Origin of the sequence: Symmachiella macrocystis, from assembly GCF_007860075.1 — a bacterium.
GTDB lineage: Bacteria > Planctomycetota > Planctomycetia > Planctomycetales > Planctomycetaceae > Symmachiella > Symmachiella macrocystis.
Map to the genome: position 1 here is coordinate 167,853 of NZ_SJPP01000003.1, position 25,873 is coordinate 193,725.

The 25,873-nt window shown below is 55.3% G+C and carries 22 protein-coding genes; 17 read left to right on the forward strand and 5 right to left on the reverse strand.

Translation table 11 applies throughout. The annotated features are described in order from the left end of the window. Positions 1-274: 274 nt before the first annotated feature. Positions 275-1,945: a sodium:solute symporter family transporter gene (locus CA54_RS24100; RefSeq protein WP_146373567.1), complete on the reverse strand. Its 1,671-nt coding sequence runs from the start codon at positions 1,943-1,945 to the stop codon at positions 275-277. Positions 1,946-2,242: 297 nt separating this feature from the next. Here CA54_RS24100 and CA54_RS24105 point away from each other — a divergent pair, with 297 nt between their 5' ends. From CA54_RS24105 to CA54_RS24115, 3 genes are all read left to right on the forward strand, one after another. Next, positions 2,243-4,030, forward strand: coding sequence for an arylsulfatase (locus CA54_RS24105; RefSeq protein ID WP_146373568.1), 1,788 nt, complete (start codon positions 2,243-2,245; stop codon positions 4,028-4,030). A gap of 151 nt (positions 4,031-4,181) precedes the next feature. After that, a complete protein-coding gene (locus CA54_RS24110) occupies positions 4,182-5,177 on the forward strand; it encodes a VWA domain-containing protein (RefSeq protein WP_146373569.1) in 996 nt (331 codons plus the stop codon). Between the two features lie 111 nt (positions 5,178-5,288). Then, positions 5,289-5,576 carry a hypothetical protein gene (locus CA54_RS24115; protein ID WP_146373570.1) on the forward strand — a complete coding sequence of 96 codons (288 nt, stop codon included), beginning with the start codon at positions 5,289-5,291 and terminating at the stop codon, positions 5,574-5,576. A gap of 30 nt (positions 5,577-5,606) precedes the next feature. Here the strand turns inward: CA54_RS24115 and CA54_RS24120 are convergent, their stop codons facing one another. Beyond that, complete coding sequence (locus CA54_RS24120) at positions 5,607-6,902, reverse strand: efflux RND transporter periplasmic adaptor subunit (protein WP_146373571.1); 1,296 nt, start codon at positions 6,900-6,902, stop codon at positions 5,607-5,609. Between the two features lie 445 nt (positions 6,903-7,347). Here CA54_RS24120 and CA54_RS24125 point away from each other — a divergent pair, with 445 nt between their 5' ends. The 4 genes from CA54_RS24125 to CA54_RS24140 all read left to right on the forward strand — a co-directional run bounded on the left by CA54_RS24125 (position 7,348) and on the right by CA54_RS24140 (position 11,623). Next, positions 7,348-7,917, forward strand: a complete 570-nt coding sequence (locus CA54_RS24125) for a GNAT family N-acetyltransferase (RefSeq protein ID WP_146373572.1) — start codon at positions 7,348-7,350, stop codon at positions 7,915-7,917. A gap of 214 nt (positions 7,918-8,131) precedes the next feature. Then, a complete protein-coding gene (locus CA54_RS24130) occupies positions 8,132-9,379 on the forward strand; it encodes a M16 family metallopeptidase (RefSeq protein WP_146373573.1) in 1,248 nt (415 codons plus the stop codon). Further along, complete coding sequence (locus CA54_RS24135) at positions 9,366-10,607, forward strand: M16 family metallopeptidase (RefSeq protein WP_146373574.1); 1,242 nt, start codon at positions 9,366-9,368, stop codon at positions 10,605-10,607. Before CA54_RS24130 ends, CA54_RS24135 begins: the two co-directional genes overlap by 14 nt. 176 nt (positions 10,608-10,783) lie before the next feature. Further along, positions 10,784-11,623, forward strand: coding sequence for a YqjF family protein (locus tag CA54_RS24140; protein WP_197532786.1), 840 nt, complete (start codon positions 10,784-10,786; stop codon positions 11,621-11,623). A 77-nt stretch (positions 11,624-11,700) separates the two neighbouring features. Here the strand turns inward: CA54_RS24140 and CA54_RS24145 are convergent, their stop codons facing one another. Then, positions 11,701-11,898, reverse strand: coding sequence for a cold-shock protein (locus tag CA54_RS24145; RefSeq protein ID WP_145377343.1), 198 nt, complete (start codon positions 11,896-11,898; stop codon positions 11,701-11,703). Positions 11,899-12,096: 198 nt separating this feature from the next. On the opposite strand from CA54_RS24145, the gene CA54_RS24150 reads away from it, so the two are divergent. Beyond that, a complete protein-coding gene (locus CA54_RS24150) occupies positions 12,097-12,900 on the forward strand; it encodes a BtpA/SgcQ family protein (RefSeq protein ID WP_146373575.1) in 804 nt (267 codons plus the stop codon). A 19-nt stretch (positions 12,901-12,919) separates the two neighbouring features. Here the strand turns inward: CA54_RS24150 and CA54_RS24155 are convergent, their stop codons facing one another. Further along, on the reverse strand, positions 12,920-14,377 hold the full coding sequence (locus CA54_RS24155; protein WP_146373576.1) for an MATE family efflux transporter: 1,458 nt from the start codon (positions 14,375-14,377) through the stop codon (positions 12,920-12,922). A gap of 318 nt (positions 14,378-14,695) precedes the next feature. Further along, the gene (locus CA54_RS24160) at positions 14,696-15,787 is read right to left on the reverse strand and encodes a zinc-binding dehydrogenase (protein WP_146373577.1); all 1,092 of its coding nucleotides are present in this window, start codon (positions 15,785-15,787) and stop codon (positions 14,696-14,698) included. Between the two features lie 247 nt (positions 15,788-16,034). Here CA54_RS24160 and CA54_RS29605 point away from each other — a divergent pair, with 247 nt between their 5' ends. The 9 genes from CA54_RS29605 (at position 16,035) to CA54_RS24205 (ending at position 25,747) form a co-directional block, all read left to right on the forward strand. Beyond that, the gene (locus tag CA54_RS29605) at positions 16,035-17,708 is read left to right on the forward strand and encodes a POT family MFS transporter (RefSeq protein ID WP_197532787.1); all 1,674 of its coding nucleotides are present in this window, start codon (positions 16,035-16,037) and stop codon (positions 17,706-17,708) included. 350 nt (positions 17,709-18,058) lie between these two features. Continuing rightward, complete coding sequence (locus CA54_RS24170) at positions 18,059-19,378, forward strand: CpaF family protein (protein ID WP_146373578.1); 1,320 nt, start codon at positions 18,059-18,061, stop codon at positions 19,376-19,378. A gap of 58 nt (positions 19,379-19,436) precedes the next feature. Beyond that, complete coding sequence (locus tag CA54_RS24175) at positions 19,437-20,405, forward strand: type II secretion system F family protein (protein ID WP_146373579.1); 969 nt, start codon at positions 19,437-19,439, stop codon at positions 20,403-20,405. A gap of 89 nt (positions 20,406-20,494) precedes the next feature. Continuing rightward, a complete protein-coding gene (locus CA54_RS24180; protein WP_146373580.1) occupies positions 20,495-21,421 on the forward strand; it encodes a type II secretion system F family protein in 927 nt (308 codons plus the stop codon). A gap of 397 nt (positions 21,422-21,818) precedes the next feature. Next, positions 21,819-22,646: a transporter gene (locus CA54_RS24185; protein ID WP_146373581.1), complete on the forward strand. Its 828-nt coding sequence runs from the start codon at positions 21,819-21,821 to the stop codon at positions 22,644-22,646. 126 nt (positions 22,647-22,772) lie between these two features. Further along, complete coding sequence (locus CA54_RS24190; protein WP_146373582.1) at positions 22,773-23,591, forward strand: hypothetical protein; 819 nt, start codon at positions 22,773-22,775, stop codon at positions 23,589-23,591. 55 nt (positions 23,592-23,646) lie between these two features. After that, entirely contained in the window at positions 23,647-24,831 is a 1,185-nt protein-coding gene (locus CA54_RS24195) for a sialidase family protein (RefSeq protein WP_146373583.1), read from the forward strand. Positions 24,832-24,855: 24 nt separating this feature from the next. Then, a complete protein-coding gene (locus CA54_RS24200; RefSeq protein ID WP_197532788.1) occupies positions 24,856-25,317 on the forward strand; it encodes a hypothetical protein in 462 nt (153 codons plus the stop codon). 91 nt (positions 25,318-25,408) lie between these two features. Next, a complete protein-coding gene (locus CA54_RS24205; protein WP_146373585.1) occupies positions 25,409-25,747 on the forward strand; it encodes a hypothetical protein in 339 nt (112 codons plus the stop codon). The last annotated feature ends 126 nt before the right edge of the window (positions 25,748-25,873 follow it).

The window sequence follows — 25,873 nt, forward strand, 5'->3', positions numbered from 1 at the left end:
ATTTCGTTCCTCAATTTGGTCTCTCAGTTTTCTCATCAGTGGCGCGACTGACCTGAGCCGTTGGTGTACGTCAGAATCGACAGCTTAGGATAAGACAGACAGGATCATGGGGCATTCGCATTGGGTGCCCGGGTCAGCATTTGAAATGCCTACAACGGCGGAATTGTGTCATTAACTCGTCACCCGTGACATTATCCAGAAATCGACCGAATTTCGGAATCAGCCATTCCACAACTTTCCCCGCTCCCACGCGAAGGAAACCCGCTCCACACGGCTACCCATCCTGTCCAACCGGGTGATCCCCTGCCCCGCGAACAACGGGGCGCCACATCCATTGTTGTTGTTCTTCGTTAGCAAGCGTGCGTAGCAGTGTGGATAACAACAACGAACTGACGATGGTTGCCGCCCAGGATGCCGGGACCACCATGTGCGTCGAAAATTCCATGCCAAACAATTCGTTGCTATAGCTGCTGCAAATCCCCACGAGTTCTCCAACGATCACCGCCGGTAAAACAGTCGCGGCGGTTGCCCGGCGGGAGAACATGGCTAAAACGAAAATTGCTCCCAACGGACCGAGGAACATGTTGAAGCCTTTTTGGCACAGGCTGATGATATCGGTCCCTTTTGAGGCGTGGTACAACCCTATCGTGCAGACAACCACAATGATGCCCATCGTGGCGGTCACGGTGCGGGCCAATTTGAGTTCACTGGCAATGGTGCGGCCTTCGGGATAGAGCCGGCGAAAAAAATCGACGGTCAGGATTGTCGACACCGAGTTCGAACCGGAATCAATCGTCGACATCGCCGCCGCGAATAACGCTGCCACGACCATTCCCCGTAAACCAGAGGGGATGTAATAGCGGATGAACTGCGGAAACATATTGTCTTGCGCGGTTCGCACAGTCGTCAGCTCGGGCGAGGTCAGTCCCGCTTCGGCGGGAAGGTGATGCTGGGCGATGAAATACATAATCGACATGCCAACCGCTGCCAGAACGAGGCTCAGTCCAAAACTGGCAACGGCGCTGACGAGATAACTCCGCCGCGCCGCCTGGACATCCTTGACGGCAAAATAACGTTGCAGCGCCACTTGGTTTGAGCCGTGTGTGCAGATGATCCAGAAACACATACCGATCGCAATTGAAAACACCGTCGAACGATTTCCAATGTCCCAACTGAACCACTCGACCTGTTCATGTTTGTATTCTTGCGAGTACTGAAACCAATCCGATAGCCCTGAATCGGTCATCGAAGCCACGACCCCCATCGCCACAAAGGCACCGGCAATCAGGATGAAGAATTGAATCACGTCGGTCCACACGACCGCCCGGATCCCGCCGAGCGTGGTATACAACACCGAAAACATGCCGACGGCGGCGATAATCACATGTAGGTCCAGGTCACTGGTCGCAATCTGCGTATCGACCACAGCTGCCGTTCCGCCGAAGTGTTGATTGAGTTGCAAATTAGCAATCTCGCCCATGGCTCGCGAGGCGGTCAGCACCACGACCGCCATCCATCCGAAGATCAACAGCATACAAATCACCGCCGCCGTCGCACGCACGGCGTAATTGAAACGCACCTCCAGGTATTCATAAGCGCTGGTCAGCCTCAATTTCATAAAGAACGGGATCCACAGAAACCACACCACCACCAGTACGACCGGAATCGAAAGTTGTCGTGTGAGGAAGCCGATCCCCGTGCGAAACATTTCCCCCGGCATGCCCAGGTAGGTGATTGTCGAAAGCAACGAGGCTAAAATACTCACGCCGACCGCCCACGCCGGTAGATTGCGACCACCGATAAAAAAGTCATCCGTCGATTTTTGCCGCCGGGCAATCACAAACCCCATGCACAACATGCCCGCCAAGTACAAGCCGATCACAACTAAATCTAAAGTGGTCAGTCCCCCATTGGGCAGGCTTGTCTCGGCAGCAAGTATGGGCATGTTGAGTGGCTCGTTGTATTGAATTCAAATGAATGCGCGTGTTTGTTGGGTGCGTTGAAATCGTATTGGGCTCGTTTTCTGGTTGGCGGCCCTCACCCCGGCCCCTTTCCCGGAGTGAGAGGGGAGAGATTAGCGGGCGAACGAGCTAAACCGTGTAGGCATTGTAACCGTGTGCGGGTGCATTCCGCACCTGACTTGCGTGGTTTGTGGCGGTGACACTTGATCCGATGGCATGCTTGCGACGACAATCCCTGAAGACGATCATCGGCGCCGCATCATTAGGAAAGACCATCCGTTATGAAAAACTCCTCCTGGACATTGTGGTCTCTCACCGCACTCACGTTACTTGGATATTTCCCGGCAGTGCACGCGGCAGACGGTCCACCCAATGTGGTGGTGATCATTACCGACGACCAAGGCTGGGGTGATTTGAGTTTGCATGGCAACACAAACATCAGCACGCCGAATATCGATGCATTGGCCGAAGCGGGCGCACAGTTCGATCGCTTCTACGTCTCGCCTGTCTGCGCTCCCACGCGGGCCAGCCTGCTGACGGGACGCTATCACCCCAGCACCGGTGTTGTGGGGGTCTCGCGTGGACAAGAGCGGATGAACCTCGACGAGGTGACCTTCGCCGATCTATTCAAAGCCGCCGGCTATGCGACCGGGGGATTCGGTAAATGGCACAACGGTTCGCAATATCCCTACCACCCCAACGGTCGCGGCTTCGATGAATTCTACGGTTTCACGTGTGGGCATTGGGCCAACTATTTCGACACACTTGTCGACCACAATGGCCAGGAAGTCCGCGGCGAAGGTTATTTGACGGACGAATTTACCGAGCGGGCTATGAAGTTTATCGATGCTAACAAAGATCACCCTTTTCTGTGTTACGTCGCCTACAACACACCACACACTCCGTTTCAAGTGCCGGATGAATTCTTTGATCGCGTCAAAGCCCGCGGCTTAACGATGTTCAATCGCGACAAAATGCGTGAACGCGATATCGATACGATCTCTGCCTTAGCGATGTGTGAAAACATCGACTGGAACGTTGGCCGCATTCTCAACAAATTGGAAGAGGACAAAATCGCCGAGAATACGATCGTGGTTTACATGTCGGACAATGGACCGAATACGTGGCGCTGGAATGGCGGGATGAAGGGCAAAAAAGGGGCTGTGGACGAAGGGGGGATCCGCTCACCATTTTTCGTGCGATGGCCGGGACACATCGCTCCGGGAACCAAAAACGACCGCATCGCCGCGCATATCGACGTACTGCCGACCTTGGTCGATCTGACGGGAATCGATGTCTCCAAATCGGATAAAACACCCAAACCACTCGACGGCGTGAGCCTCAAGCCATTGCTGATGGGAGACAGCCAGGATTGGCCGGACCGCATGCTCTTCTCCAACTTCCGCGGACGCTCCAGCGTGAGAACACAGCAATACCGGGCCGATGCCAAGACGCTGTTCGATATGCAGGACGATCCGGGGCAAACAAATAATCTAGCGAAAGACAAAAAACAGGTGCACCGGGAATTAGCGGCCGCACTGAAAAAATGGAACGCCCAATGGTCCGACACCTCCCCCCGCAGCGCGGATCAGCGACCTTATCCAGTCGGAGCCCGCCCAACACCCCCAACCATGTTGCCGGTGCAAGACGGTCAGTTCCACGGCAAGCGACTGCGGTACAGTGCCCCGCCGCCCAATGCCTCGTGGATGGATGGCTGGACAAACCGGGCGGACTATCCCTATTGGGAAATCGACGTCATCCACCCCGGTCGGTACGAAGCGATTCTGAAATACACCTGCGCAGAGGACGCCGTCGGGACCGAGTTGGAATTATCATTTCGTGAAAGTCTCGTCAAAGGGCGTATCAGCGAGGCGTATGATCCTCCCCTGATTGACAGTCCCGACCGTGCGGAGCGTAAAGAATCGTACGAAAAGCCGTTTAAGAGAATGACACTCGGGGAAATTGACCTGAAGAAAGGTCGTGGAACGCTGAAATTGAAGGCCTTGAACCAGCCAGGTGAGGAAATCATTGACTTACGGGCGATTGAATTGCGGCAGATCGACAAATGACACAGTCAACTAGACAATAGGACAGCCCGACTGGGCGGGCAGCCCTTGGCCTTCGAAGAAATTGGATTTGTCATTCCTAGGCCGGTCGCGCACAATAAGCGGTGGTGGAATCGGGAGCACGCGTCCTCGCTAGGCGCACCGTGAGGAAAACATGCCAAACGTGCCGCAACAAAATCGCGAACATCCTGTTCAGCAACGGCTGCGCAAAAAAAAGCCGCGCGTCAAACCGCTGATTGTTCCCGAAGTTCCCGAGGTTCCTCCGGAGTTATCGGCCTTCGGGCAGGTCTCCGAATTTATCGGCGGATATGTGCGTGAATTCCGCAAAGGGCAAGCGGGTTGGGGCGCGTCGTTTTTGTTCCATGGCGCATTGCTGCTGTGTCTGTACGGCGTCATCATCGGCCTCAAACCTCGCCCTGAGGCGCTGAGTATCGATACGGTGATCGCTGAAGACGCCGGCGACGAGGAGTTTGATACCCTGCTGGATGAGTCGCTGAATCCGACTGATTTGGAAATGCCCGATGCATCGTCGATGATGCTGGAGCAAGAAATCGTGGTTCAGGATAGCGACCTGCTGCTGCCCTCCGGAGATGCCGAAGCGGCCTCACCCAATTTGCTGGCCGGGGAGACTTCCGGGGGCAAGGCGGGCTTTTTTGGAACCTCAGCTGTGGGGGATTCTTTCGTATTCATTGTGGACAGTTCCGGCAGCATGACCGGTGCTCGATTTGAACGAGCCAAGCGCGAATTGCGACGGTCGATCAAACGGCTCAAAGTTAATCAAAAATTCCACGTGGTCTTCTTTAATAGCGAGACCATCCCGATGTTTGAGCCGGGCCCACGCGCCGAATTGGTGACCGCCACACGCGTCAATTTGTCCAAAGCCGGACGTTGGATTGATCGGCAGCTTCCCACATCAACGACCGATCCTGAAGGGGCCATTCGCTTGGCATTGTCATTCAGACCCCAGGTCATTTTTCTGCTGTCCGATGGCGAATTCGATGAACCGCGACGCGCGCGTCAGGCGGCAATTGATGACAACCGCAGCAGCGGCACAACCATTCATACGATTGCCTTCATGTCACGTGATGGCGAGGAGACGCTCAAGCGTATTGCCGACGACCATGGCGGTACGTTCCGTTTCGTTGATTGACATTCCACCTGCCATATCGTGAACAACCACGACGGTCGTTGATTTATAAGCTCCACGAATCCTTCCTTCCCTCTCTCCTGACTAGCCACCCCCGAAAAAACTCGACCGACTATGAATGACGATCAGACTGCGGCGGACTTAATTTTAAACTTGATGGGGCGGGAGATCGTTATCGATGTCTCCAGTTCCTACGTGTATGCGGGCACGTTAGTCGAGCAAGATCACCGCTATCTCGTGTTGGAATCAGCCGACGTGCACGACCTGCGGGACACCGCCACCACGCGCGAGCTTTATGTTCTGGATACGCGGCGGCACGGCATCCGCGCGAACCGCCAGCGGGTACTCGTGAGACGTGCAGAAATCGTCAGCCTCTCCGCCTTGGAAGATGTGCTGATTTGATTCCAGCGGCAAACACTGAAAACTCGCGCGTTAATTCGCCGCTGATTTAGGTTTGATCGTGTCGATGACTTCCACGTGATCACCGGGGGACAGACGTTCGTTCCCTTTGACAACCACCTGCTGATCGGCCCGCAACAGCCCCTTGACTTCGATCCACTCACCGTCGGAAACGCCCATGGCCACGGTCACCGGTTTGACAACCCATTGACCAGGCTTTTTTGTGTCCTTCTCGAGAACATACACCACGGGGCGTTCGTCTTTGGCCAGTACTAGAGAGTCCTTGGGAACCATCAGCACAGCTTGCGTGTGAGTCGTGGGAAGGAGGACATGGGCCATCATGCCCGCTTTCAAGATCGGTCCCCCATTGACGATTTGGTTTGGGAGCCGCACCTTGACCGGAATCGCCCGCGACAATTCATCCGCACTGGGGATGATCAGCGCAACATGTCCGGTCAGCGTCTGTCCCGGCAAGGCGGCGAACTGCACTGGCACCTCGGCTCCGATTCGCAGATGGGCAGCCTGTTCACTCAACACACCGGCGCGGACGTCGACCTCGTTCAGTTGGACCACATCCACCACGGGATCCCCTTCGCCAATCCATTCACCGACTTCCGTATGTTCGGCGGTGATGTAACCGTCGAACGGCGCCACAACGGTGTGGCGGAGAATCTGTTCTTCGATCAATTTCACTTGTTCCGACTGCATGAGCACTTGAGCGCGGGCTTGTGCAATCTTCTCCTTCCGCGGGCCTTGCACAACGAGAGCATGTGCCGCCTTAGCTTCGAGATACATTTGCTCCGCTTGTTCCGTTTCGGACTGCGCCTCCCGCAATTGTTCGTCCGTCACGGTGCGATTCTGCTTAAAGAGTGAAAGTGCCCGCTCCGAATTGGAGACGCGATAATCAAAAGCCGCCTTGGTTCCTCGCAACCTTGATTCAGCTTGAATGATTTCTTCGGGGAGTGATCCGTTTTCCAATTCCGCGAGTTCTTCTCGCCGCAGTTGCAATTCCGCTTGCGCAACGGCGAGTCGGATTTCCAGCATCGACGTGCGGACTTTGGCGAGAGGCTGTTTGGCTTTGACCGCGTCCCCCTCGTTGACAAGAAACTCCAACACGCGACCATCCACGGCACTCCCCACCACACTGGTGCGGAGCGGCTCAACCGTGCCGACAAAGGATCGCCGCACCGTAATTTCCCGCGAAATGACCGGGGCTACTGTGACACGACTGGCAGGCTCTTCCGGATCTGCGGCCGAGATTTGCCCGCACAAAGCCCAAAGCGCCATCAAGATCAGGCCTCTGAGCACCAGATTCGTTAACCGCAACATTCTTCTCTCCTAAGGTATTCAGCGCAAGCGTAGTCGTTTTGATTGATTGTACAGTATGGCGCCGGGCAATGGCATCACCCGATGGAATTGCATTCATTTCGGCGAGACGATTGCCCCGCTTTGAGGCCGGGGCCGCTTTGCCAACCACGTTCTAGACATGCCACGAGCGGCGGTACCGTGCCGCAACCGACTTGCTCGAAACATGTTACTCACTCCGCCTTGGCACAGAACCCGTTGACAGTTGGTGTCCGACTGCTAAGATTTCGTTTCTTTTTCCAGCGGTACAACTCCCCAAAAAACCGTCGAACAGTTATCATGGGGACTTGGCTGCCCGGGTGTCGCGAAGTCGGTCTTCTCGTCACATGGCCATTCATCCACAGATTTACGCACGTCAGAACCATCCTGGCCACCGTTTGGCGGAACCCTATTGCGAGGCTGCGAAACTATGGCCCATCGATACTTCAAACGGTTTCGCATGGAGATCGATTTATCGCGGCTGCAAGAAGGGGTCCCGGAATTGCCGGAAGGGTTTTTCTGGTCCGAATGGGACCCCGCTTTGGTCACCCGGCACGCGCAGGCAAAGTATGCCAGTTTTTCCCGGGAGATTGATGCTCACGTTTTCCCTTGCCTGGGTAATGTCGCCGGTTGCCAACGTCTGATGCGCGAGATTGCCCGCCGCGATTCATTTTTACCCACAGCCACCTGGTTAATTTCGACGCAAGGCAACAACAGTCACGACACACAAGATTGCGGCACGATCCAAGGTTTGGCACAGCAAGGACGGATGGGATCGATTCAAAATGTCGGCGTCGCACCGCAACATCGTGGATTGGGACTGGGCCGCGCTTTGGTGCTCAAGGCACTGCGTGGTTTTTATGAAGCCCGGATGCGTCGCGTCTTTTTAGAGGTGACCGCCGACAACGAACCGGCCGTCGAACTGTACCGCTCGATCGGATTCAAGCTGACTCGCACGCTGTATAAAGCAGTCGACGTTGAACCGTCGTCGGTTTCCTAGCGTTGCCTTCCTATCATTTCCATGCGGCAATCGAATGATTCCGTACAAAACCCTGCGGGATTCGTGCTCGTCAAACAACAATCGACCTGACATTTAGAGTGTAAACGCTGCTCTTGAGTGCGTTATGTGGCATCGTGTCTTCACACGGTGCAATTGCACCAAGCATTAACGTCGAAACACGGCCGTTGACATTACAAAGGATTTTGCCCAACACATGCAGGCACAAGATATACGGACAACCCAATTGCCCAACGGGCTGACGCTCGTCATGGAGCGGATGCCCGATGTGCGGTCGGCCGCGTTTTCCATGTTGATTCCCGCCGGCAATATCTACGATCCCCCTGGTCAAGAAGGTTGCGCCGCTGTGCTGAGCGACCTCATCACCCGCGGCGCGGGAGATCGCAATAGCCAGCAATTGGCGTTTGATTTAGACAATCTCGGCCTGCAACGCAGCGAATCGGCCTCCGGCAGCCATCTGGGCCTCAGTGGAGCGACCATCGCCGACCGCCTGCCGGATGTGCTGCGGATTTATGCCGACATCGTCCTCCGCCCACAACTCCCCGCGGATCAATTCGAGGCCGCCCGTGCCGGTATCGCACAGTCATTGCACTCGATCGAAGACGAACCACGGCAAAAAGCGATGCAGGAATTGCGCCGTCGCAGCTATCCCTCCCCCTGGGGATTGCCCAGCGACGGAAACCTGGAAGGGCTCTCCCAGCTCACCGCTGACACCGTACGTGCCCATTATGAAAATTGCTTCCGTCCCTCAGAGACGATTTTGGGCATCGCCGGGAATTTTGATGTCCTGGCGATTCAAGGTCTCGTTGAGGAATACTTCGGCGATTGGCAGGACAAACCGGTCCCGACCGTTGAAGTGAGTGACTGGGCGCCGAACATCAGCCATATCGAGCATGAGTCGACGCAAACACACATTGGCGTCGCCTACGAAAGTGTGCCCTACCGTGACGAGGGCTATTACAATGCGTGGGCAGCGGTCAATATTCTCGGCGGCGGCATGAGTTCGCGTCTGTTTACCGAAGTCCGTGAAAAGCGCGGGCTCTGTTATTCCGTCTATGCCAGCCTGAGTGCGCTGCGTGATCAAGGCCGGGTGTTCTGTTATGCCGGATCGACTAATGAGCGTGCGCAAGAAACGCTCGACGTGATGTTAGCCGAATTGCAACGGTTGCCCGAGGGAATCGAAGAAGGGGAACTTGAGCGTTGTAAGGCCGGCGCCAAAAGTTCGCTGATCATGCAACAGGAATCGTCGTCGTCCCGCGCTTCGGCCGTGGCGCGGGATTGGTATCACCTGGGACGCGTCACGACGCTGGATGAGGTGCATCAAAAAGTCGACGCCCTCACTGTGCCTAGTATTTTGAAGTACGTCGACGAACACCCGGCGGACAATTTCACCGTTTTGACTCTCGGCCCTGAATCGCTGGAGGTGAATCTTGGAGTTTCATAAGGCTACGTTGGACAATGGATTGCAAATCGTCGCAGAACAAAGCCCCGCCGCGCACAGCGTCGCGGTCGGCTTCTTCGTGCGGACCGGTTCGCGCGATGAGACTCAAGAGGTCTCCGGCGTCAGCCATTTTCTGGAGCATATGGTTTTCAAAGGGACTGACCGGTTCGCCGCCGACGATGTGAACCGCATCTTCGACGAGATCGGCGCCAAATACAACGCCTCGACCAGCGAAGAAGTGACGCTGTTCTACGGAGCGGTCTTGCCCGAATACCTGCCGCGGATCTTTGACCTGCTGGCCGAGATCTTGCGCCCCAGCTTGCGGACCGACGACTTTGATACGGAGAAAAAAGTCATTCTGGAGGAAATCGGCCGTTACGAAGACGAGCCGACTTTCACCGCTTACGAAACGCTCATGCAAACCCACTTTGCCGGGCACCCGTTGGGGCAATGCATTTTAGGAACCGTCGACAGTATCAACGCATTGACGGCCGACCAGATGCGGGGGTATTTCAACCAGCGGTATTTGGCCGGCAACATCACATTGGCGGTTGCGGGAAATTTTGATTGGGACGAAGTTCTGGCGCTCGCAGAGAAGCAATGCAAAGATTGGCCCGCCGGCGATCCCGGTCGCACGGTGACCGAAGCGCAACCGCCCGGTGGCATCGAAGTGATCACCAACCCCAGTAGCCATCACCAACACATCATGCAAATGACCCCGGCCCCACCGTCGTCGCACCCTGACCGCTATGCAGCGGAGTTGCTGGGCGTTATCGTGGGCGATGACAGCGGTAGCCGCATGTATTGGGATCTCGTCGACCCCGGCTACGCCGAAATGGCCGAGATGAGTTACAACGACTACGATGGCAGCGGTGTGTATCTGATGTATTGTGGCTGCGCTCCGGAACAAACCGCTGAGAATATGCGGCGGATCGAAACAATCTTTCACGAGGTGAACGACAAGGGAGTCACCGAAGAGGAACTGACCCAGGCCAAAAACAAAGTCAGTTCCCGCATCGTCCTTCGCAGCGAACGCCCCATGGGCCGCCTCGGCGCATTGGGAAGCAACTGGCTGTACCGCGGGGAATACCGCAGCGTCGAAGACGATCTGAATGTTATTGCAGGCATCACCTCCGACGACATCCGCCGTTTGCTGGATGAATATCCGCTGGGCCAAACGACCACCACGGCGGTGGGACCGTTGGAATCGTTGAATGGTGAGGTTTCGTAGCGCGACAAAAAACAGAACAGCCATTTGCGGATGAGCATTTCACGGACCGCTGGTGATTCATGAATAGTCCCTGTTAATTGCGGCGGTTGCCTGCGGTTGGTTGATTGAAACGTCTCCAATTTAAGAAGACCTCACGCAAAGACGCCAAGCCGCAAAGAAAAGCGTTGGATTCCTCGGTGAACTCTTTGCGCCTTCGCGTCTCTGCGCGAGACTTTTTCGTCTTTTACTTGGCTGCCCACGCTAACATGCTAAAAAATCCTCCCACCATCGACCGCAACAGCCCCACGCAACGCCCTGATGAAAAAGCAATCGGGTATCAACGGTGGTCGGATCTGTTGTTTGTGCATTGGCGCGTCCCGGCGGAGATGATTGCTCCGTTGTTACCGCCGCGGCTGACGCTTGATACTTGGGAAGGCGACGCTTGGGTGGGGTTGGTGCCGTTCTATATGTCCGGCGTGCGGCCTTGGTGGGCGCCGGCGGTGCCGGGGATTTCGAATTTCTGCGAGACCAACCTCCGCACCTATGTGCATCTTGAGGGACAAAACCCCGGCGTGTGGTTTTTTAGTCTCGAAGCCGCACAGTCATTGGCGGTCCGTATCGCGCGGCGGTTTTGGAATCTGCCCTACTTCAAAGCTGCGATGTCGTTGAACCGCAATAACAATCAGATCAGTTATCGCAGCCAAAGATTGTGGCCCGAACCGGCGCAGGCCGTGACGGACATTGAGGCGCGGATTGGCGATGGGATGACAACCCCGCTGGATGAAGCAGGTCGCGTTGCGGAGGGGACCTTGGAGTTTTTTCTTGCCGAACGGTATTTGCTGTATTCGGTTGATCGCGCGGGGCAGTTGTATCGCGGACAGGTACACCACTGCCCGTATCCCTTGAGGCAAGCGGAAATCGTGCGACTGGAAGAGAGCTTGTTCGCAGCGGCGGGGATTGCGCCGGCTCAGGATTATTGCCACGCGTTGTTTAGCGATGGTGTGACGGTCGATATCTTTCCATTACGGCCCTGCTAAAAATCCAATCAGCCCGCATGCCGTAACATGCGGGCTGATTCTCAATTGAGAGTGTTTCGCGGAGTTTCCGAGCGAGCTTATGCGGGGGTGACATCCTCTGCCCGCGGGCCCTTGGGGCCTTGCCCTTCGGTGAACTCCACCTGTTGACCTTCGTAGAGTTCCTCGAACGAGGTATTCTGCAACGCTGACGCGTGGAAGAACAAATCCTTTCCGTTTCCGAGATCGATGAACCCAAACCCTTTGTCCGTTAGTTTTTTAATTGAGCCTTGCGGCATGACCGCCTATCCTCACGCAAAAGAAAAATGAAAGTGGACCTTAACCAAATTTCGAGCCTACCATCGGTTTTTTTGAATTTCCACAACTTTTTTTCAAAATATTCATAAACTTCAAAATTCATGAATACGGCGATATCTTTGCCATTATGATGCACCAGAGACTTGCACCGCACACCGACCAGGAATCGACTCCCCGCGATGACCAGTTTTCAACTGCCTCAACTGTTTGCTGCCCCGAAACCAATCATCGGCATGCTACACATCCCGCCCCTGCCCGGCGCACCCCATTTCGAGGGCGACGTTGCAGCGATTCGCGACCATGTGCTGCGCGATGCCAAGGCACTCTCCGCAGGGGGCGTCCACGGTATGATGTTGGAGAACTTTGGCGATACGCCCTTTTACCCCGGCTCGGTTCCGCCCCACACAATCGCCCACATGACCGCCTTGGCCGCAGAAGTACGGAGGCATTCAAATTTGCCATTGGGCATCAACGTGTTGCGCAACGATGGCTGTAGCGCGTTGGCGATCGCCCATGCGGTCGGCGCGCAGTTTATCCGCGTGAATGTCCTGTGCGGCGCGCGGGTCACCGATCAAGGGATCATACAGGGCATCGCCCATGAGTTATTGCGCGACCGCGCGGCGCTCGGTGCGGAGCATATTCGTATTTTCGCCGATGTGAACGTTAAACACTCGGCGGCCTTGGCGCCGCGACCGTTGGCCGACGAGGTTGCCGACACGCTCCTCCGCGGCGGCACCGATGCATTGATTGTCTCGGGCTCCGCCACGGGTACTGCAACTGATTTATCGGAGATCCAGCATGCCCATGCCGCTGCCCACGGTGCACCGGTTCTGGTGGGCAGCGGTGTGTCGGCGGAGTCTATCGGAAGCATGGCGCAGCACGCCGATGGTTTCATCGTCGGAACCGCCGTCAAACAGGACGGACTAGTCTCGAATCCCATCGATCCCGCACGCGTCGTCGCACTGCTCGACGGGTTGTCGTGATCCCCACTCCGGATAGAGATTATTTCACCGCGACCGGAATCGATTCCGGATCGGGAAGGTCCCATTCCCAGCGCGGTTCGTCTGCAGTGACCGCCGGTGTTTCGTGGATCACGCTCATCGACTTCCATTGGCCGGTTAAAAACCGCAACAAAAACCCAAACGAGAGAAACACGATATAGATCATCACGCAGGCCCAGGCCGCGTAAAGGCCCATGTGATAAACGCGCAATACGAGGAATGCGGGAATGACCATCAGCGAGAGGCTGGAGAAAAACGTAAACAACAGACAAAACCGCGTATCGCCCGCTCCGCGAATGGCCGAAGCAAACACAATGTTCATCCCGTCGAACAAAGTATAAGCCGCGATAAATTGCAGCAGCACGACGATGGTCGGCTGAATGGCGGCGAACTCCGCTGGATTGCTCCGAGCGGCATAGGGTGCTAACACAATTCCCGGTGCCAAGATCAAAATGGCAGCCCAAACGGACATATAGACAGTCGTGAATCCAAATGCGATCCAGGTTGTACGCACAGCCATTTGAGGGCGTCCCTCACCGATCCGTTTACCAACCAACGTCATCACCGCTGTTCCGAAGCCCAGCATCGGCAAAAATAACAATGAGTTGATATTGAACGCCAAATTCGTCGCGGCCAGTTGTTCCTTGCCGATCGCCCCAATCAGCAAGATGAATGCTGAAAAGCAGGCGACATCGACGAAGAAATGGACTCCGCTGGGAAGTCCGTAGCGCAACAACCGCACAAACATTTCTCGATTGAAATGATAGTTTTCGAGCAATTGATACGGCCTTGCATCCTCGCTACGGAGCAATAAGACGATAAAGGCAGCGACACCCAAGCAACTGGCAATCACGGTCGCCCAACCCGCTCCGGCAATCCCCATCGCAGGCACACCCCAACCGCCGAACACCAGCCAATAATTCAAAGCGGCGTTAATCACGGTCGCTGCCAGGTTGACCCACATAATGGTCATCGTCCGGCCGCGTCCGCTATAAAAACAGGACAATACTGCCGAGAGCAAAAACGGAGCGGTTCCGACGCAGAGGATGCGGAAATAGGTGCACTCCAGATCCTGCACGGCCTTCTCGTGCCCGACCAGACGGAAGATGCCTTCGGTACACGGCAGAAAGAACAGCATGATGGCCGAAGCGAAAATACAGAAGTAAATCCCCTGCCACATCGCGCCCGCCACGCGGTCCGGTCGCCCGGCCCCTTCGTATTGTGCGACAAACGTGTTGACGTACCCGGCCGTGCCGATGGCAATGCTCATCAACGACCAATGCAACAACCCCGACGGCATGGCTGCGGCCAATGCGTCTGTGGAATACCACATCAGGAACATGCGGTCCAAGACCTGCATCAGCGACAACGTTCCAGAGCTAATCACTAGCGGAACGGCGATGCGCAGCAACTCGGAAGATGATCCGGGCTTCGGGGGAGTTGTCAGAAATCCTTTCATCGCGCCTTCCGGCGGGGGAGCCGGTCTGATTCTTATGAGGGGGTGCCGTGTCGGGGTATACGGTTTATAGGGAACGTGTGCGTTCTACAAGTTAAAAAAGGACAACGCCTAGCGGGAGGGGGTTCGCCGAAAATCAACTCTCGACAATCATTACCCCCCAATAGCATCCGGATGGCAAACGTTCACTGTCCCTACTGTAGGTGCCGTTGTGTGAATCAACTCACAAATTATAGGCTCCCGGATAAAATCTCCGAAAATATGATAATTTTGGTCCACTTGCGCCGGTCACGTCGTGGATAAGTCCCCCAGCACAATCGGTCAAGGACGTAGCATCACGCGAAACGCCCCACTTTCGCGGGCAGCGGCAAACGCTGCTTCGGCATTGTCCAAGGGATACGAATCTCCGATCAGTTCCGAAAACGGATAGTCGGCCTGCGTCTGGTTGAGAAAATCCAAGGCCGTGGCTAGGTCGCAGGGGGCGTAGTTATGGAGGCCGTGGATTTCGATCATTTTCCGCACAACCTGTTCGGGGATCACCTCCACAGGCGGGGTGGGAAAGACAGCTCCCACCCAAACGGCGCAGCCTCCCACACGGAGCGCCTCCAACCCCTGCCGCATCGCCGCAGGAGCACCACTGACGTCGATGGCCACGTCGACACCACGTCCCGCCGTGGCCGCCTCAACAGCATCGTCCAGACTGCTGTCTGTTTCTCCAGCGACAACGACGCGCGTTGCGCCAAATTCCGTCGCGCGGATTAATCGCTGCTGGTTGACATCGACCACAATCACATCGCGGTAGCCTTGCCAACGCGCCATGGCGGCGGCGGTCAGTCCCAGCATGCCGGCTCCGTGGATCAACAGTGCCCCGTCGGGATGTTTTCCCGCCACCCGCAAGGCGGCTGCCACGGTGGCCGTTGCGCAATTCGCCGGACAGGCGACGGTGTCGGGCAGCGATTCAGGAACGCGAAACACCGGGGTCCCGGAAGCCAGATGACAATATTCGGCCATGCCGCCACTGAGTGGATGCGCGTCGGTGATTTGTTGATGACCGTATTTGAACAACGTCGCGCACTTTTGCGGCAATTCGTGCCGGCAAAAAAAACAATCACCACAACTCGCTGCGATGCCCCATGTCACCCGCGCACCAATTTCGAGCGGCATCCCGAAATGGTCCAGGACCGCAGCTCCGGCGGGTAACTCCGCCACGACGCCCAGGATTTCGTGCCCCAGAATTGTGGGACAGGGGGTGCCGCGGTCGCCATGGTAGGTATGCAAATCGCTGCCGCACAATGTGCTGCAGGATATCTTCACAAGGACCTCGCCCGCCTGCAAATTGGGCAATGCGAATTCGTTCGTTTCCAAAGCACGTCCGGGGCCGTGGAACGTGATGGCGCGAGCGGTAGTTTTCATGGATTTCGTCTCGGCAGTGAGTCAGGAATGCGCGATGTTATTATCAATTGAATTTGTCCCTGCTGTTGCACCGGCGTCTGCTGGATTGGACCGTTCTTGCCTGAATACGTTGATCTCTTGTACCATTCCTTGCCGGTCGTTAGCGTCGGCTTAGTCAAGCATTGCCGACAACTATGGCATTGTAACAACTGAGTTCAACGTCCGAACGTTTTCCCCAGATGCCGATCTCCCCACAAAGGATACACGGATGGCAAGCAAACCGTATCTGACTGCCCCGACGGAAACCGATAAGATGCCCGGCGGGATTCCGTATATTGTCGGAAACGAGGCGGCGGAACGGTTCAGTTTTTACGGCATGAAGGCGATTTTGTTCGTGTTCATGACCAAGTATCTCGTGAACCATGCCGGCGTCTCGGACGTGATGAGCGATGCCGAAGCAACGACCTACATTCATATGTTTGTCGCGGCGACCTATTTCTGCTCGATTATCGGCGGTTTTTTCTCGGATGCATTTTTCGGGAAATATCAGATCATCATGGCATTGTCGGTCGTCTACTGCCTGGGACACCTAGTGCTGGCGATTGACACCACGCGGATCGGATTGCTGTGCGGGCTGATGTTGATCGTACTCGGTGCTGGCGGCATCAAGCCATGTGTCTCCGCCCACGTAGGCGATCAATTCGGCAGCAAAAACCAGCATTTATTGCCGCGTGTGTTTGCGTGGTTTTATTTTTCCATCAATTTCGGCGCGTTTTTGTCAACGCTGCTCACCCCCTACATTCTCACGCATCCTGAGCTTGAACGGCACAAACTTGGACCGCACGTGGCATTCGGATTACCGGGCGCGTTGATGTTGTTGGCCACCGTGGTGTTTTGGCTGGGACGCCGGAAGTTCATTCACGTACCGGCGCGCGGTTTGGCCAACTTTACAAAATCGTTTCGAGGGGAATCGGGGCGTTCTTTGGCCCATCTGTGTCTCATATTTTTGTTTCTGATCACATTTTGGAGCCTGTTCGATCAGACAGCTTCGCGGTGGGTCGAACAAGCGGGCAAAATGGACAAACGGTTTGATCTATCGTGGCTGCCGTTTGCCAGCGAGTCGTCATCCATTGAACCAACCGAGTCGCAAATCCAAGCGGCGAATCCGGCATTGATCCTCCTCTTGATCCCGCTGTTCTCCTACGGACTGTATCCGCTGCTGAACCGACTGTTTGGACTGACGGCGTTGCGGAAAATCGGCATCGGTTTTTTCGTGACAGCGGCGGCGTTTGCCGTTTCGGCATTCATTGAAACCGCAGTACAACAGGCCTCGTCACAAGTGGCGGTTCTCGCCACCGCCGCTGATGGAACCACCCAGCGCAAGCAATCGGACTTCCTGTCGCCGCGCTCGGGAGAAGTATTGTCAACGGAGCGTGACCTGGGAGAACTGTTCGCCGACCAATTCGCGCCCGACAGCGGCGCGACCTATGCAATCGAACGCAATTCAAATCCGACGCTGTTTAGTCAGTTTTCCATTGAGCATCAAACGGGCATCGTGACCGCTGAATTTCGTAGCGACACCGTCGATCGGCTGCCGCACATCGGCTGGCAATTGTTGGCATATGTCATTTTGACCGCTGCTGAAATCATGGTCTCGATCACCGCACTGGAGTTCGCTTATACCCAGGCGCCCAACGAAGCCAAATCGATTGTGATGTCGCTGTATTTGCTCACTGTATTTTTCGGGAACCTGTTTACCGCCGGCGTCAATTTATTCATTCAAAACAGTGACGGCACCAGCAAACTGGCCGGAGCAGACTACTACTGGTTCTTCACAGCCGCGATGTTCATTACTGCTGTGCTGTTCGTCGGCGTGGCCAGCAAATACCGCGTTCGCTCCTATATCCAAGGCCCACAGAGCGCGGATATTACAGAGGCCTAGCGCATTCTCAGAGTTTGGCCACAGGATTGGGTGGCACGGGCTTTACTCGTTTTGACAAAGCAGTTGTCACTGCCCATGTCTATACTGCAGACAAATGCGCAGACATGCACGCGCGTTGTAGCGGTTATGCGGGCAACAGAGGATCCGGTTACCACGGTGCTCCTGGGGATCTTTACCTATTTGATGTTTTAAGGCCACATTTCCGTCTCACCCTCCAAATCGTGAGCTACGTTTTTCAAAGGAACCATTGGTCGCGGTGTGCACTTTTGCGGAGTGCCGCTGCTACCCGGCTCCTTTGAATTTCATTCTGTCGCACACGATTTTTTCCTTCTGATGGAGTAGGTGACGAAATGGCCGTCCCCAGCCAAGCAGCGCAGCAGCGCGGATTCGAGTCTGGTACTACCAGCTTTGAAGAACTCAAGACCCTCATTCACGGGAAATTGGTCGATAAACTCGACCTGTCGCGTTTGGGCGACCTGGAAGGCGAAACGCTCCGCCGCGAAATCCGGCTCGTCGTCGAACACCTATGCGACAGCGAAAACACACTGCTCAACCGTTCTGAACGCGAACGGCTGATCGAAGAGGTTCTCGACGAAACATTCGGTTTCGGACCTTTAGAATTGTTGCTGAAAGACAATGAAGTCAGCGACATCATGATCAACGGCCCCAAGCACATATTTGTGGAAAAGTCGGGTCGTTTGCAACGTTCTCCCGTCGTTTTCCGCGACAACGAACACCTGATGCAGATTTTGGACCGCATCGTTTCTAAAGTCGGGCGTCGTGTGGACGAAACGTCCCCCATGGTCGATGCCCGCTTGCCGGATGGTTCACGTTTGAACGCAGTCATCCCGCCGTTGGCCTTGGATGGTGCATCACTTTCCATTCGTAAATTTGGTGCCAATCCAATGGCACTTGAAGACTTGCTCAAATTCGACGCGTTTACGCCGGAGATGGTCATGTTGTTGGAAGGCGCCATCAAGGGCCGACTAAACACGATCATCAGTGGTGGTACCGGTTCTGGTAAAACGACAATGCTCAATACACTGTCGAGTTTTATCCAAAACGACCATCGTGTGATCACGATCGAAGACGCGGCCGAACTCCAGTTGCAACAGGAACATGTGTTGCGGCTGGAAACGCGGCCGGCCAATATCGAAGGCAAAGGCCAAGTCAGCGCGACCGACTTGGTAAAAAACGCCCTGCGTATGCGTCCCGACCGAATCATTATCGGCGAATGTCGTGGACCCGAAACACTGGACATGTTGCAAGCCATGAACACCGGTCACGAAGGCTCGTTGACCACGATTCACGCGAACTCACCACGAGACGGATGCTCGCGTATTGAAACCATGATCATGATGGGCGGTATTGAAATGCCCATCAAGGCTCTCCGTAGCCAATTTGCCTCTGCCGTGGATTTGATTATTCAATCCAATCGTCTGCAAGGTGGCCCGCGGAAAGTGACGCACATTACCGAAGTGCTCAATCTGGAACAGGACACAGTCATCATGCAGGATATCTTCCTGTTTGTTCAAGATGGCATTGACGACGAAGGACGCGCATTCGGCCACTTCGAGGCCACTGGAGTGCGGCCCACGTTCATGGACCGGTTGGAACAGGCGGGCGTCCGCCTGCCCGGTAATCTGTTTGCCGCTCGACGGTTAAATTAACGCATGAAATTCTGATGCGGGCCACACAATCCCCTCAATTTATGAATGGTAAAGTATCATGAGTCCTGTACTTTTGATTTCAATCGCTGCCTTTATCGGCATGGCTGCCTTGGTCGGCGGTATCGTGTTCGTAATGAAGGATTTCGGATCGAGTACTGCTGAGGATCGGCTTGATGTTTTGGCTGGACTCAAGACGCCGGAACTGGAATCACATGGGCTATTGAAAGAAGGCGTTGGTGAAGGTCTGTCGGGATTAGCGGGCATGATGCACCGCTTCTCCAGCCGGTTCACCAACATTGGAGCCTTGTTTGAACAGGCCGATTCGCCGATCAAACCTGATACGTTCTTTATGCTGACCTTCGGCGTCGCCTTGTTTGGCATGGGAATCTCCTTCTTAGCCAAAGCCCCGCTCCCGCTCGTCCCCTTGGCAGGAATCGTGACCGGTTCATTGCCGATGGGTTGGCTGTTATGGCGGCGACGTAAACGATTCAACAAATTTGCCAAGCAACTTCCCGATGCCCTAGAACTGGTTGCTCGTGCATTGCGGGCGGGACACAGTTTAGCGTCCGGTCTGCATGTGGTGGTGCAAGAACTCCCCGCGCCGATCGCAGTAGAATTTGGCATGGTGCACGAAGAGCAAAATTTAGGTGTTCCGATCGAGCAAGCCTTGAAAAGTATGCTCAAGCGGATGCCTAACCTCGACTTGAAGTTCTTCGTGACGGCCGTCGCCATTCAACGTCAAACGGGTGGTGACTTGGCGGAAATCCTTGACAAAATCGGACACATTATTCGCGAACGCTTCAAAATCCTCGGACAGGTGCAAGCCCTAACTGGTGAAGGCCGGATCAGCGGTGTCGTGCTCATGGCCTTGCCGATCGTGTTGTTCTTCGTCGTCTGGCACATGAACCCGCCGTACGTGATGTTGTTGTTCACGGACGAATTGGGACGCAAGATGATCGCTGCCGCAGCTGTACTACAGGTGTTAGGTGCCATCACGATCAAGAAAATCATCAATATTAAGGTCTGACGTCTCGATTCGCTTTTATCGCCTGAGGTGCGTGCCCGACAGCACGCTCAACGCGAACGCATACATCTCCGCCGGTTAGGAACAGAGCAATGGAACTTACTACAATACTCCCCTACGCTGTTTTTGGTTGCTTTGCGATCATCAGTTGGATCGTATTCAACGTGCTGACGTCGAAAGATTCGCGGGCTAGCGAACGATTGGACGAATTAAAAACCCCCACCTCCCGCGCGTTAGATAGTGAAGGACAAGGCGTGGGGAACATGCTCTCCAAAGCCGCGCCGGCGCTATCAAAGGCGATGAAGCCCAAAACGGAACTCGAAGAAAATCAACTCCGCGTCAAACTCGCCAATGCGGGATTCAACTCACCGAATGCCCCGAGCGTTTTCCTGGCCCTCAAGTTCGCCGGACTGATCGCCGGATTTCTGGGTGGCGGCGGATTTGGCGTCATCAAATACGGGATCAATTACAACGGACTCGTCTCGTTGGTTGTCGGAGCCGGTATCGGCATGTTCTTGCCGGAACTGATTCTCCGTTTCATCACGCACAGTCGGGTTCAAAAAATCTTCCTTTCACTGCCGGACGCACTCGACTTGTTGGTCGTTTGTGTGGAAGCCGGACTGGGGCTCGACGCTGCCATGCGACGCGTCTCTGAGGAATTGCAGGATACTGCCCCGGATCTGTGTGCCGAATTCGATCTCTGTAACCTACAACTACAAATGGGCCGCCAACGCCGCGAAGTACTCCACGACCTTGGCGTCCGCAGCGGCGTGGACGACCTCAAAGCGTTGGCCGCAATTTTGATCCAAGCCGATAAATTCGGTTCCAGTGTCGCCCAGGCCTTGCGGGTCCAATCCGACAGCATGCGGGTCAAACGGTCGCAATTGGCCGAAGAACGCGCAGCCAAGACCGCTGTGCAGATGATTTTCCCGTTGGTGCTATTCATCTTCCCCGGGATTTTCGTAGTCCTCGTCGGCCCCGCCGCGATCTCGATGATCAATAACCTGCTCACGAAGTGAACCGGCGCATTAGCCGCGCCGTGACGGTTATCTCATAAAAGCCCTTTCGCGATTCGCGGGAGGGCTTTTTTCGTGTTTATCTCTGTGAGAATCAAAACGCAATCTGCCATCGCTGCTCCTTGGGGATATCGCGAGCGGAGCCTTAAATACGACGAACTCCTGCCCTGCTTTCGGCCGATGATGCTTCATAGGCAATCAGTAGAATCGTTGTAATCCAATAACCTTTCCTGAACCGCCTGTGATGACAATGACCTGCTGTCTCAAAATGAACCTGTCCGGATTTTGTGAAACAGAGTTTCAAAACCGGTTAGCCATGCTTCCGGAATCTTGCAAATCAGAGTCAGTGGGATGTGCCAGAGGGTTTTGAATCTACTTGTCAGAGAGTCGTGGTATCGTGATGCGTTCTGGGATAATTCTATTCGCCGCCCTGATGGCACTTGCCAATCTGTTGGTGGTCGCGCGCAGCCAAGAGGTCGATTATCCCGCAGCGACTCCCGTCGAACCCGCGCCGAACATCAAGACGCCCGGCCCGGATATGGGAAATTTTCCCAATGGTTCCTACACACTCCCCCAAGGACGGGCGTATCTCGAATTCTCGCCCTTTACGCTCAACGGTCCTGAAACGGGAACGCCGAGTAACTACTCGACTCCATTTCTACTGCGCTACGGCGTGACCGATTACGTGGAATTCCGTATCTTCAGCACCGGCATTCAATCCAACCACGGCAGCGGTGACAACACGACCGGCTTTACGCCGTCGGCTTTTGATCTCAAAGTGCATTTGTGGGATGAAGACAAAACCGGCTGGGTTCCTTCAACAGCGCTGGAGGTCTGGTTGCAGACCGATTTGACTTCGACGGCAGAGGTCTTCGACGATGGTTTCCAACCTGCGGTCAACCTCAACTTCGATAAGTCGTTGCCTTGTAACTGCAGTGTCGAAATTACCATCGGGGTGACCGGGGCTGAGGAATTCGATGGCAGCCAAACATTTCAAGAGACGGTGCAATGGTCATTCAGCCGCAACCTGACCGATGATTTCAACGTCTTTCTCAACGGCTATCACAATGCGATTGCCGGGCCGGGTAACGGTAGTGGCGAGATGATTGGCGCCGGCGCGACTTGGTATGTTTCGGACCGCGTTGCCCTGTGGAGCAGCTACAATGTCGGTCTGAACGATGATGCGCCCACGACATTGTCGCAATTGGGACTGTCCATCGCCTATTAGGCATCCCCCCAGCTTGTGTTGCCAAACGGTCGCGCATACCCGAAAATGCAGATGCGCGTCGACTTAAACGTGCTTTTGATGCACATAGCGGCCGCATGTCCCTTTCATAAACGCGAGTAGCGATTGATGTTATTTTTAGGCGAGACAGAACTCCCGGCAGACGCTCACACCTTGGCCGCCGGTTTAACCGAGGGCTTGACCCGCTGGGCGAAATTACCGGATCCGGCGAAGCCCGTCGTGCAAGTCGACGGCGAAAATCATCCCGACTACCAGCGCGTGCACATCGACCTTTCCGGTGCCACGACGGATGTAGGGCTTTCCACCCAACACCCCATCGGGATCGGCGAGGCACAAACCGGATTCAGCGTTAGCGAGTTCACGGTCGTCAGCCATCCGCTGATCTTCCATGAAACCGAGATATTCGCCGATTTCACGGCCAGCGCGGTGCGGTTCGACTTCGACCGCGACTCCACCAACTGGCCGGTGGCTGTGCTCGCTGGGGCGGACGAAGGGGATGCGAACTGCCGGATTGGACTGTCCGACCTGGAGACATTACTGCTGCGAAAAATGCAACCGCTGGTCGCCGGACACGGCATCACCATCGAGCACAGCGACCTGCACCTGCAATCAACCGGCGGACGATCGCTGGATGCAAAATTGCGACTCAGCTTATCCAAGCAAGTCTTCCTCACGATTCATGGCGTCGTGTTGGTCACCGCCCGGTTGGAAATCGACGACGAACTCAATGCCGTCGTCCGCTCGGTCGGTTGTGAGGGAGAAGGGGCGGTCGGCTCCACAATCGCCGGCTTTGCCGCACCGTACCTCAAACGGGTCGAAGGAACCGTTGTTCCCCTGTCGACATTGCCCTTAGGCGAAGTTCAAATGCGCGACGTCCAAGTGCACTGCACCAACGGACTGCATATCCACGGAACGTTTTCCGGCTAAGCCCATCGCGGCTGTTATTTACCTTATTGATTCTGCCAACCAGAAAAACATTCCCATGTCGAGCAGAAAACACAACTCCATCTCACGTCGCGATTTTCTGGCAGCAGCGGCGATGTCGACCGTTGCCGGAACCTCCCTGGCCCAGGCCGACAACAAAACATCCCCCCCTTTGTTAAAGCCGATCCACGATTCGATCGTCTGCCCTTGGACTCCACAGTATCCACGACACGATCATCAATTGATCTTTCCACTCGACGACGACCGGTTGCTGCTGGTGTGGTGCGAATACTATTCCAACGCACCGGCAGCTGCCACAAAAATTGGACAGGGTGGCATCGGCGACGACGTTTCCTGCCAGATCTCCTCAATGGTCTCGCACGATCACGGTCGGACGTGGGGGGATCGCACCGTCATGCAAGCCAACAATTGGCAACACAACGTCAAACACCCCAACTTGGTCCGTATGTCACCCGATGAGGTGCTATTTTCCTACGTCGGTTGGGATTCCGCAGCGCAGCGAAACGTTTTTATGCGGCGTTCCACCGACAATTGCCGCACTTGGGGCGAACAGGTCCAGATCTCCGAGCCGGGTTGGTATTGCAACAACGCTGACCGAGCGATTCGCCTCAGCAGCGGTCGCGTGTTGCTCCCCGCGCATGGTCCCTACGCCAAGAACTATATCGGCGGCACTCCCTACAAAGGGGGCGATCTGCATTCGTTCGTGTTTTATTCCGACGACGGTTTCAAAACCTGGGAACGCAGCAGCGACAGCATGACCGCCGTCGGCCGCGGCTGCCACGAACCGACAATTGTCGAACTCAAAGACGGCCGCCTCCTCTGCCTGCTCCGCAATACGAACCAACGGCAGTATCAAAGTGTCTCTGAAGATGGCGGCGACCACTGGAGTCAGCCGGTACCCACAAAATTGAAATCGCCCGAATCCCCTGCCCTGGTCAAACGCATTCCCACCACCGGCGACCTACTCGTGCTGTGGAACAACGTCGCCTCAAAATCCAACTGGCCCCGCACCCCGCTCACGGCAGCGATTTCCAAGGACGAAGGCAAAACCTGGAGCCAATACAAAGACATCGACAATCGAAAAGACCGCGACGCCGCCTATCCATCCGTCACCTTCGTCGGCGACGAAGCCCTGGTCGCCTATTATTCCCGCTCGACGAAATGGAAACGGGACTCGGAGGTGACGCTACGGATTTATGACGTGGGGCAGTTTTATGGGTGATGGTGAATCGACAAGGAGAAGCCTGTGAGGGACCATGGATCTTTTCAGGTTTTTGCGGATTATTTTCAGTTCTATCTCTGGGACAAAGAGAAGAGACCAATTGCGCCAGTTGATTACACGGATGAAGACATCAAACGACGCGTCAAGACTGCCCCTTATATTGTGGTTATTCAAACGGCGCGGAATATGTCCGTTCCGTTCCAAATCGAGATTTACGAAACCGCCCCAGGATTCGAGGCAAATGATTGGGACCACATCGCGGAGTGCAGTCTCGACGTTCCATCGGGCTGCCTACAAATCCACGAGAGTACCGGCGGACCGATAGCGGATTTCACGGTTACTCCAAGTTGTTTCCGAATCCGTGCATTTTTCGGCAAATTGGGGGGTGTTTCCGACAACGGGCTGGACGGAAATGACCATTACAAAGTCACAATGTGGCCTGCGGAGTACCTCGAAGTGCACGTCGTCAAACAATGGGAGGGTTAGATTTAATATTCCCCTGGTTCCCACATTCTCGAAGCTCTGCTTCGAGTGCCTGTAGTTCGTTCAGCCGCCTGCCACAGGTTTGACTAAACTCATGATCTTCGACAACGACTTCAAGATCGACATCGGATTCAACGAAATCGGAGCATTCGTACGCGCAACGCACAAACCAACCGGCAACGAGAAACTGGCGGAGTCCGTCGCTGCTGATTCCATTGGCAAAACGCGCAATGCACTTGTCGCTGAATTGCGTCGCATGATCTATGACCCAGACGACATCCGCGTTGATTACATGCGCACAGATGGCGGTGAAGCCATCCGTGTCGTGCATGTGCCATCAGGGCTTGAACGCACCGCTATTCGAAGTGGCGGAAGCCAAGAAACGGATTTACTCGATGAAATTCTGGAAGAATTGTACGCGGGAAGGAAATAAGCACGTAGGTCAGGCTCCCGCCTGACGCCCCTACCCAACGGCGTATCATTGGAAATGTATACTTCGTTTTCGCGGATACAATGACGATCCGGCGTCAACTCTGATGCGAGTCAGGCGGGCGCCTGA

What these genes read in the sequence shown, in the direction of transcription:
- CA54_RS24100 (WP_146373567.1), bottom strand. Translation starts at nt 1,945, where the DNA reads ATGCCCATACTTGCTGCCGAGACAAGCCTGCCCAATGGGGGACTGACC.
- CA54_RS24105 (WP_146373568.1), top strand. Translation starts at nt 2,243, where the DNA reads ATGAAAAACTCCTCCTGGACATTGTGGTCTCTCACCGCACTCACGTTA.
- CA54_RS24110 (WP_146373569.1), top strand. Translation starts at nt 4,182, where the DNA reads ATGCCAAACGTGCCGCAACAAAATCGCGAACATCCTGTTCAGCAACGG.
- CA54_RS24115 (WP_146373570.1), top strand. Translation starts at nt 5,289, where the DNA reads ATGAATGACGATCAGACTGCGGCGGACTTAATTTTAAACTTGATGGGG.
- CA54_RS24120 (WP_146373571.1), bottom strand. Translation starts at nt 6,902, where the DNA reads ATGTTGCGGTTAACGAATCTGGTGCTCAGAGGCCTGATCTTGATGGCG.
- CA54_RS24125 (WP_146373572.1), top strand. Translation starts at nt 7,348, where the DNA reads ATGGCCCATCGATACTTCAAACGGTTTCGCATGGAGATCGATTTATCG.
- CA54_RS24130 (WP_146373573.1), top strand. Translation starts at nt 8,132, where the DNA reads ATGCAGGCACAAGATATACGGACAACCCAATTGCCCAACGGGCTGACG.
- CA54_RS24145 (WP_145377343.1), bottom strand. Translation starts at nt 11,898, where the DNA reads ATGCCGCAAGGCTCAATTAAAAAACTAACGGACAAAGGGTTTGGGTTC.
- CA54_RS24150 (WP_146373575.1), top strand. Translation starts at nt 12,097, where the DNA reads ATGACCAGTTTTCAACTGCCTCAACTGTTTGCTGCCCCGAAACCAATC.
- CA54_RS24155 (WP_146373576.1), bottom strand. Translation starts at nt 14,377, where the DNA reads ATGAAAGGATTTCTGACAACTCCCCCGAAGCCCGGATCATCTTCCGAG.
- CA54_RS24160 (WP_146373577.1), bottom strand. Translation starts at nt 15,787, where the DNA reads ATGAAAACTACCGCTCGCGCCATCACGTTCCACGGCCCCGGACGTGCT.
- CA54_RS29605 (WP_197532787.1), top strand. Translation starts at nt 16,035, where the DNA reads ATGGCAAGCAAACCGTATCTGACTGCCCCGACGGAAACCGATAAGATG.
- CA54_RS24170 (WP_146373578.1), top strand. Translation starts at nt 18,059, where the DNA reads ATGGCCGTCCCCAGCCAAGCAGCGCAGCAGCGCGGATTCGAGTCTGGT.
- CA54_RS24175 (WP_146373579.1), top strand. Translation starts at nt 19,437, where the DNA reads ATGAGTCCTGTACTTTTGATTTCAATCGCTGCCTTTATCGGCATGGCT.
- CA54_RS24180 (WP_146373580.1), top strand. Translation starts at nt 20,495, where the DNA reads ATGGAACTTACTACAATACTCCCCTACGCTGTTTTTGGTTGCTTTGCG.
- CA54_RS24185 (WP_146373581.1), top strand. Translation starts at nt 21,819, where the DNA reads ATGCGTTCTGGGATAATTCTATTCGCCGCCCTGATGGCACTTGCCAAT.
- CA54_RS24190 (WP_146373582.1), top strand. Translation starts at nt 22,773, where the DNA reads ATGTTATTTTTAGGCGAGACAGAACTCCCGGCAGACGCTCACACCTTG.
- CA54_RS24195 (WP_146373583.1), top strand. Translation starts at nt 23,647, where the DNA reads ATGTCGAGCAGAAAACACAACTCCATCTCACGTCGCGATTTTCTGGCA.
- CA54_RS24205 (WP_146373585.1), top strand. Translation starts at nt 25,409, where the DNA reads ATGATCTTCGACAACGACTTCAAGATCGACATCGGATTCAACGAAATC.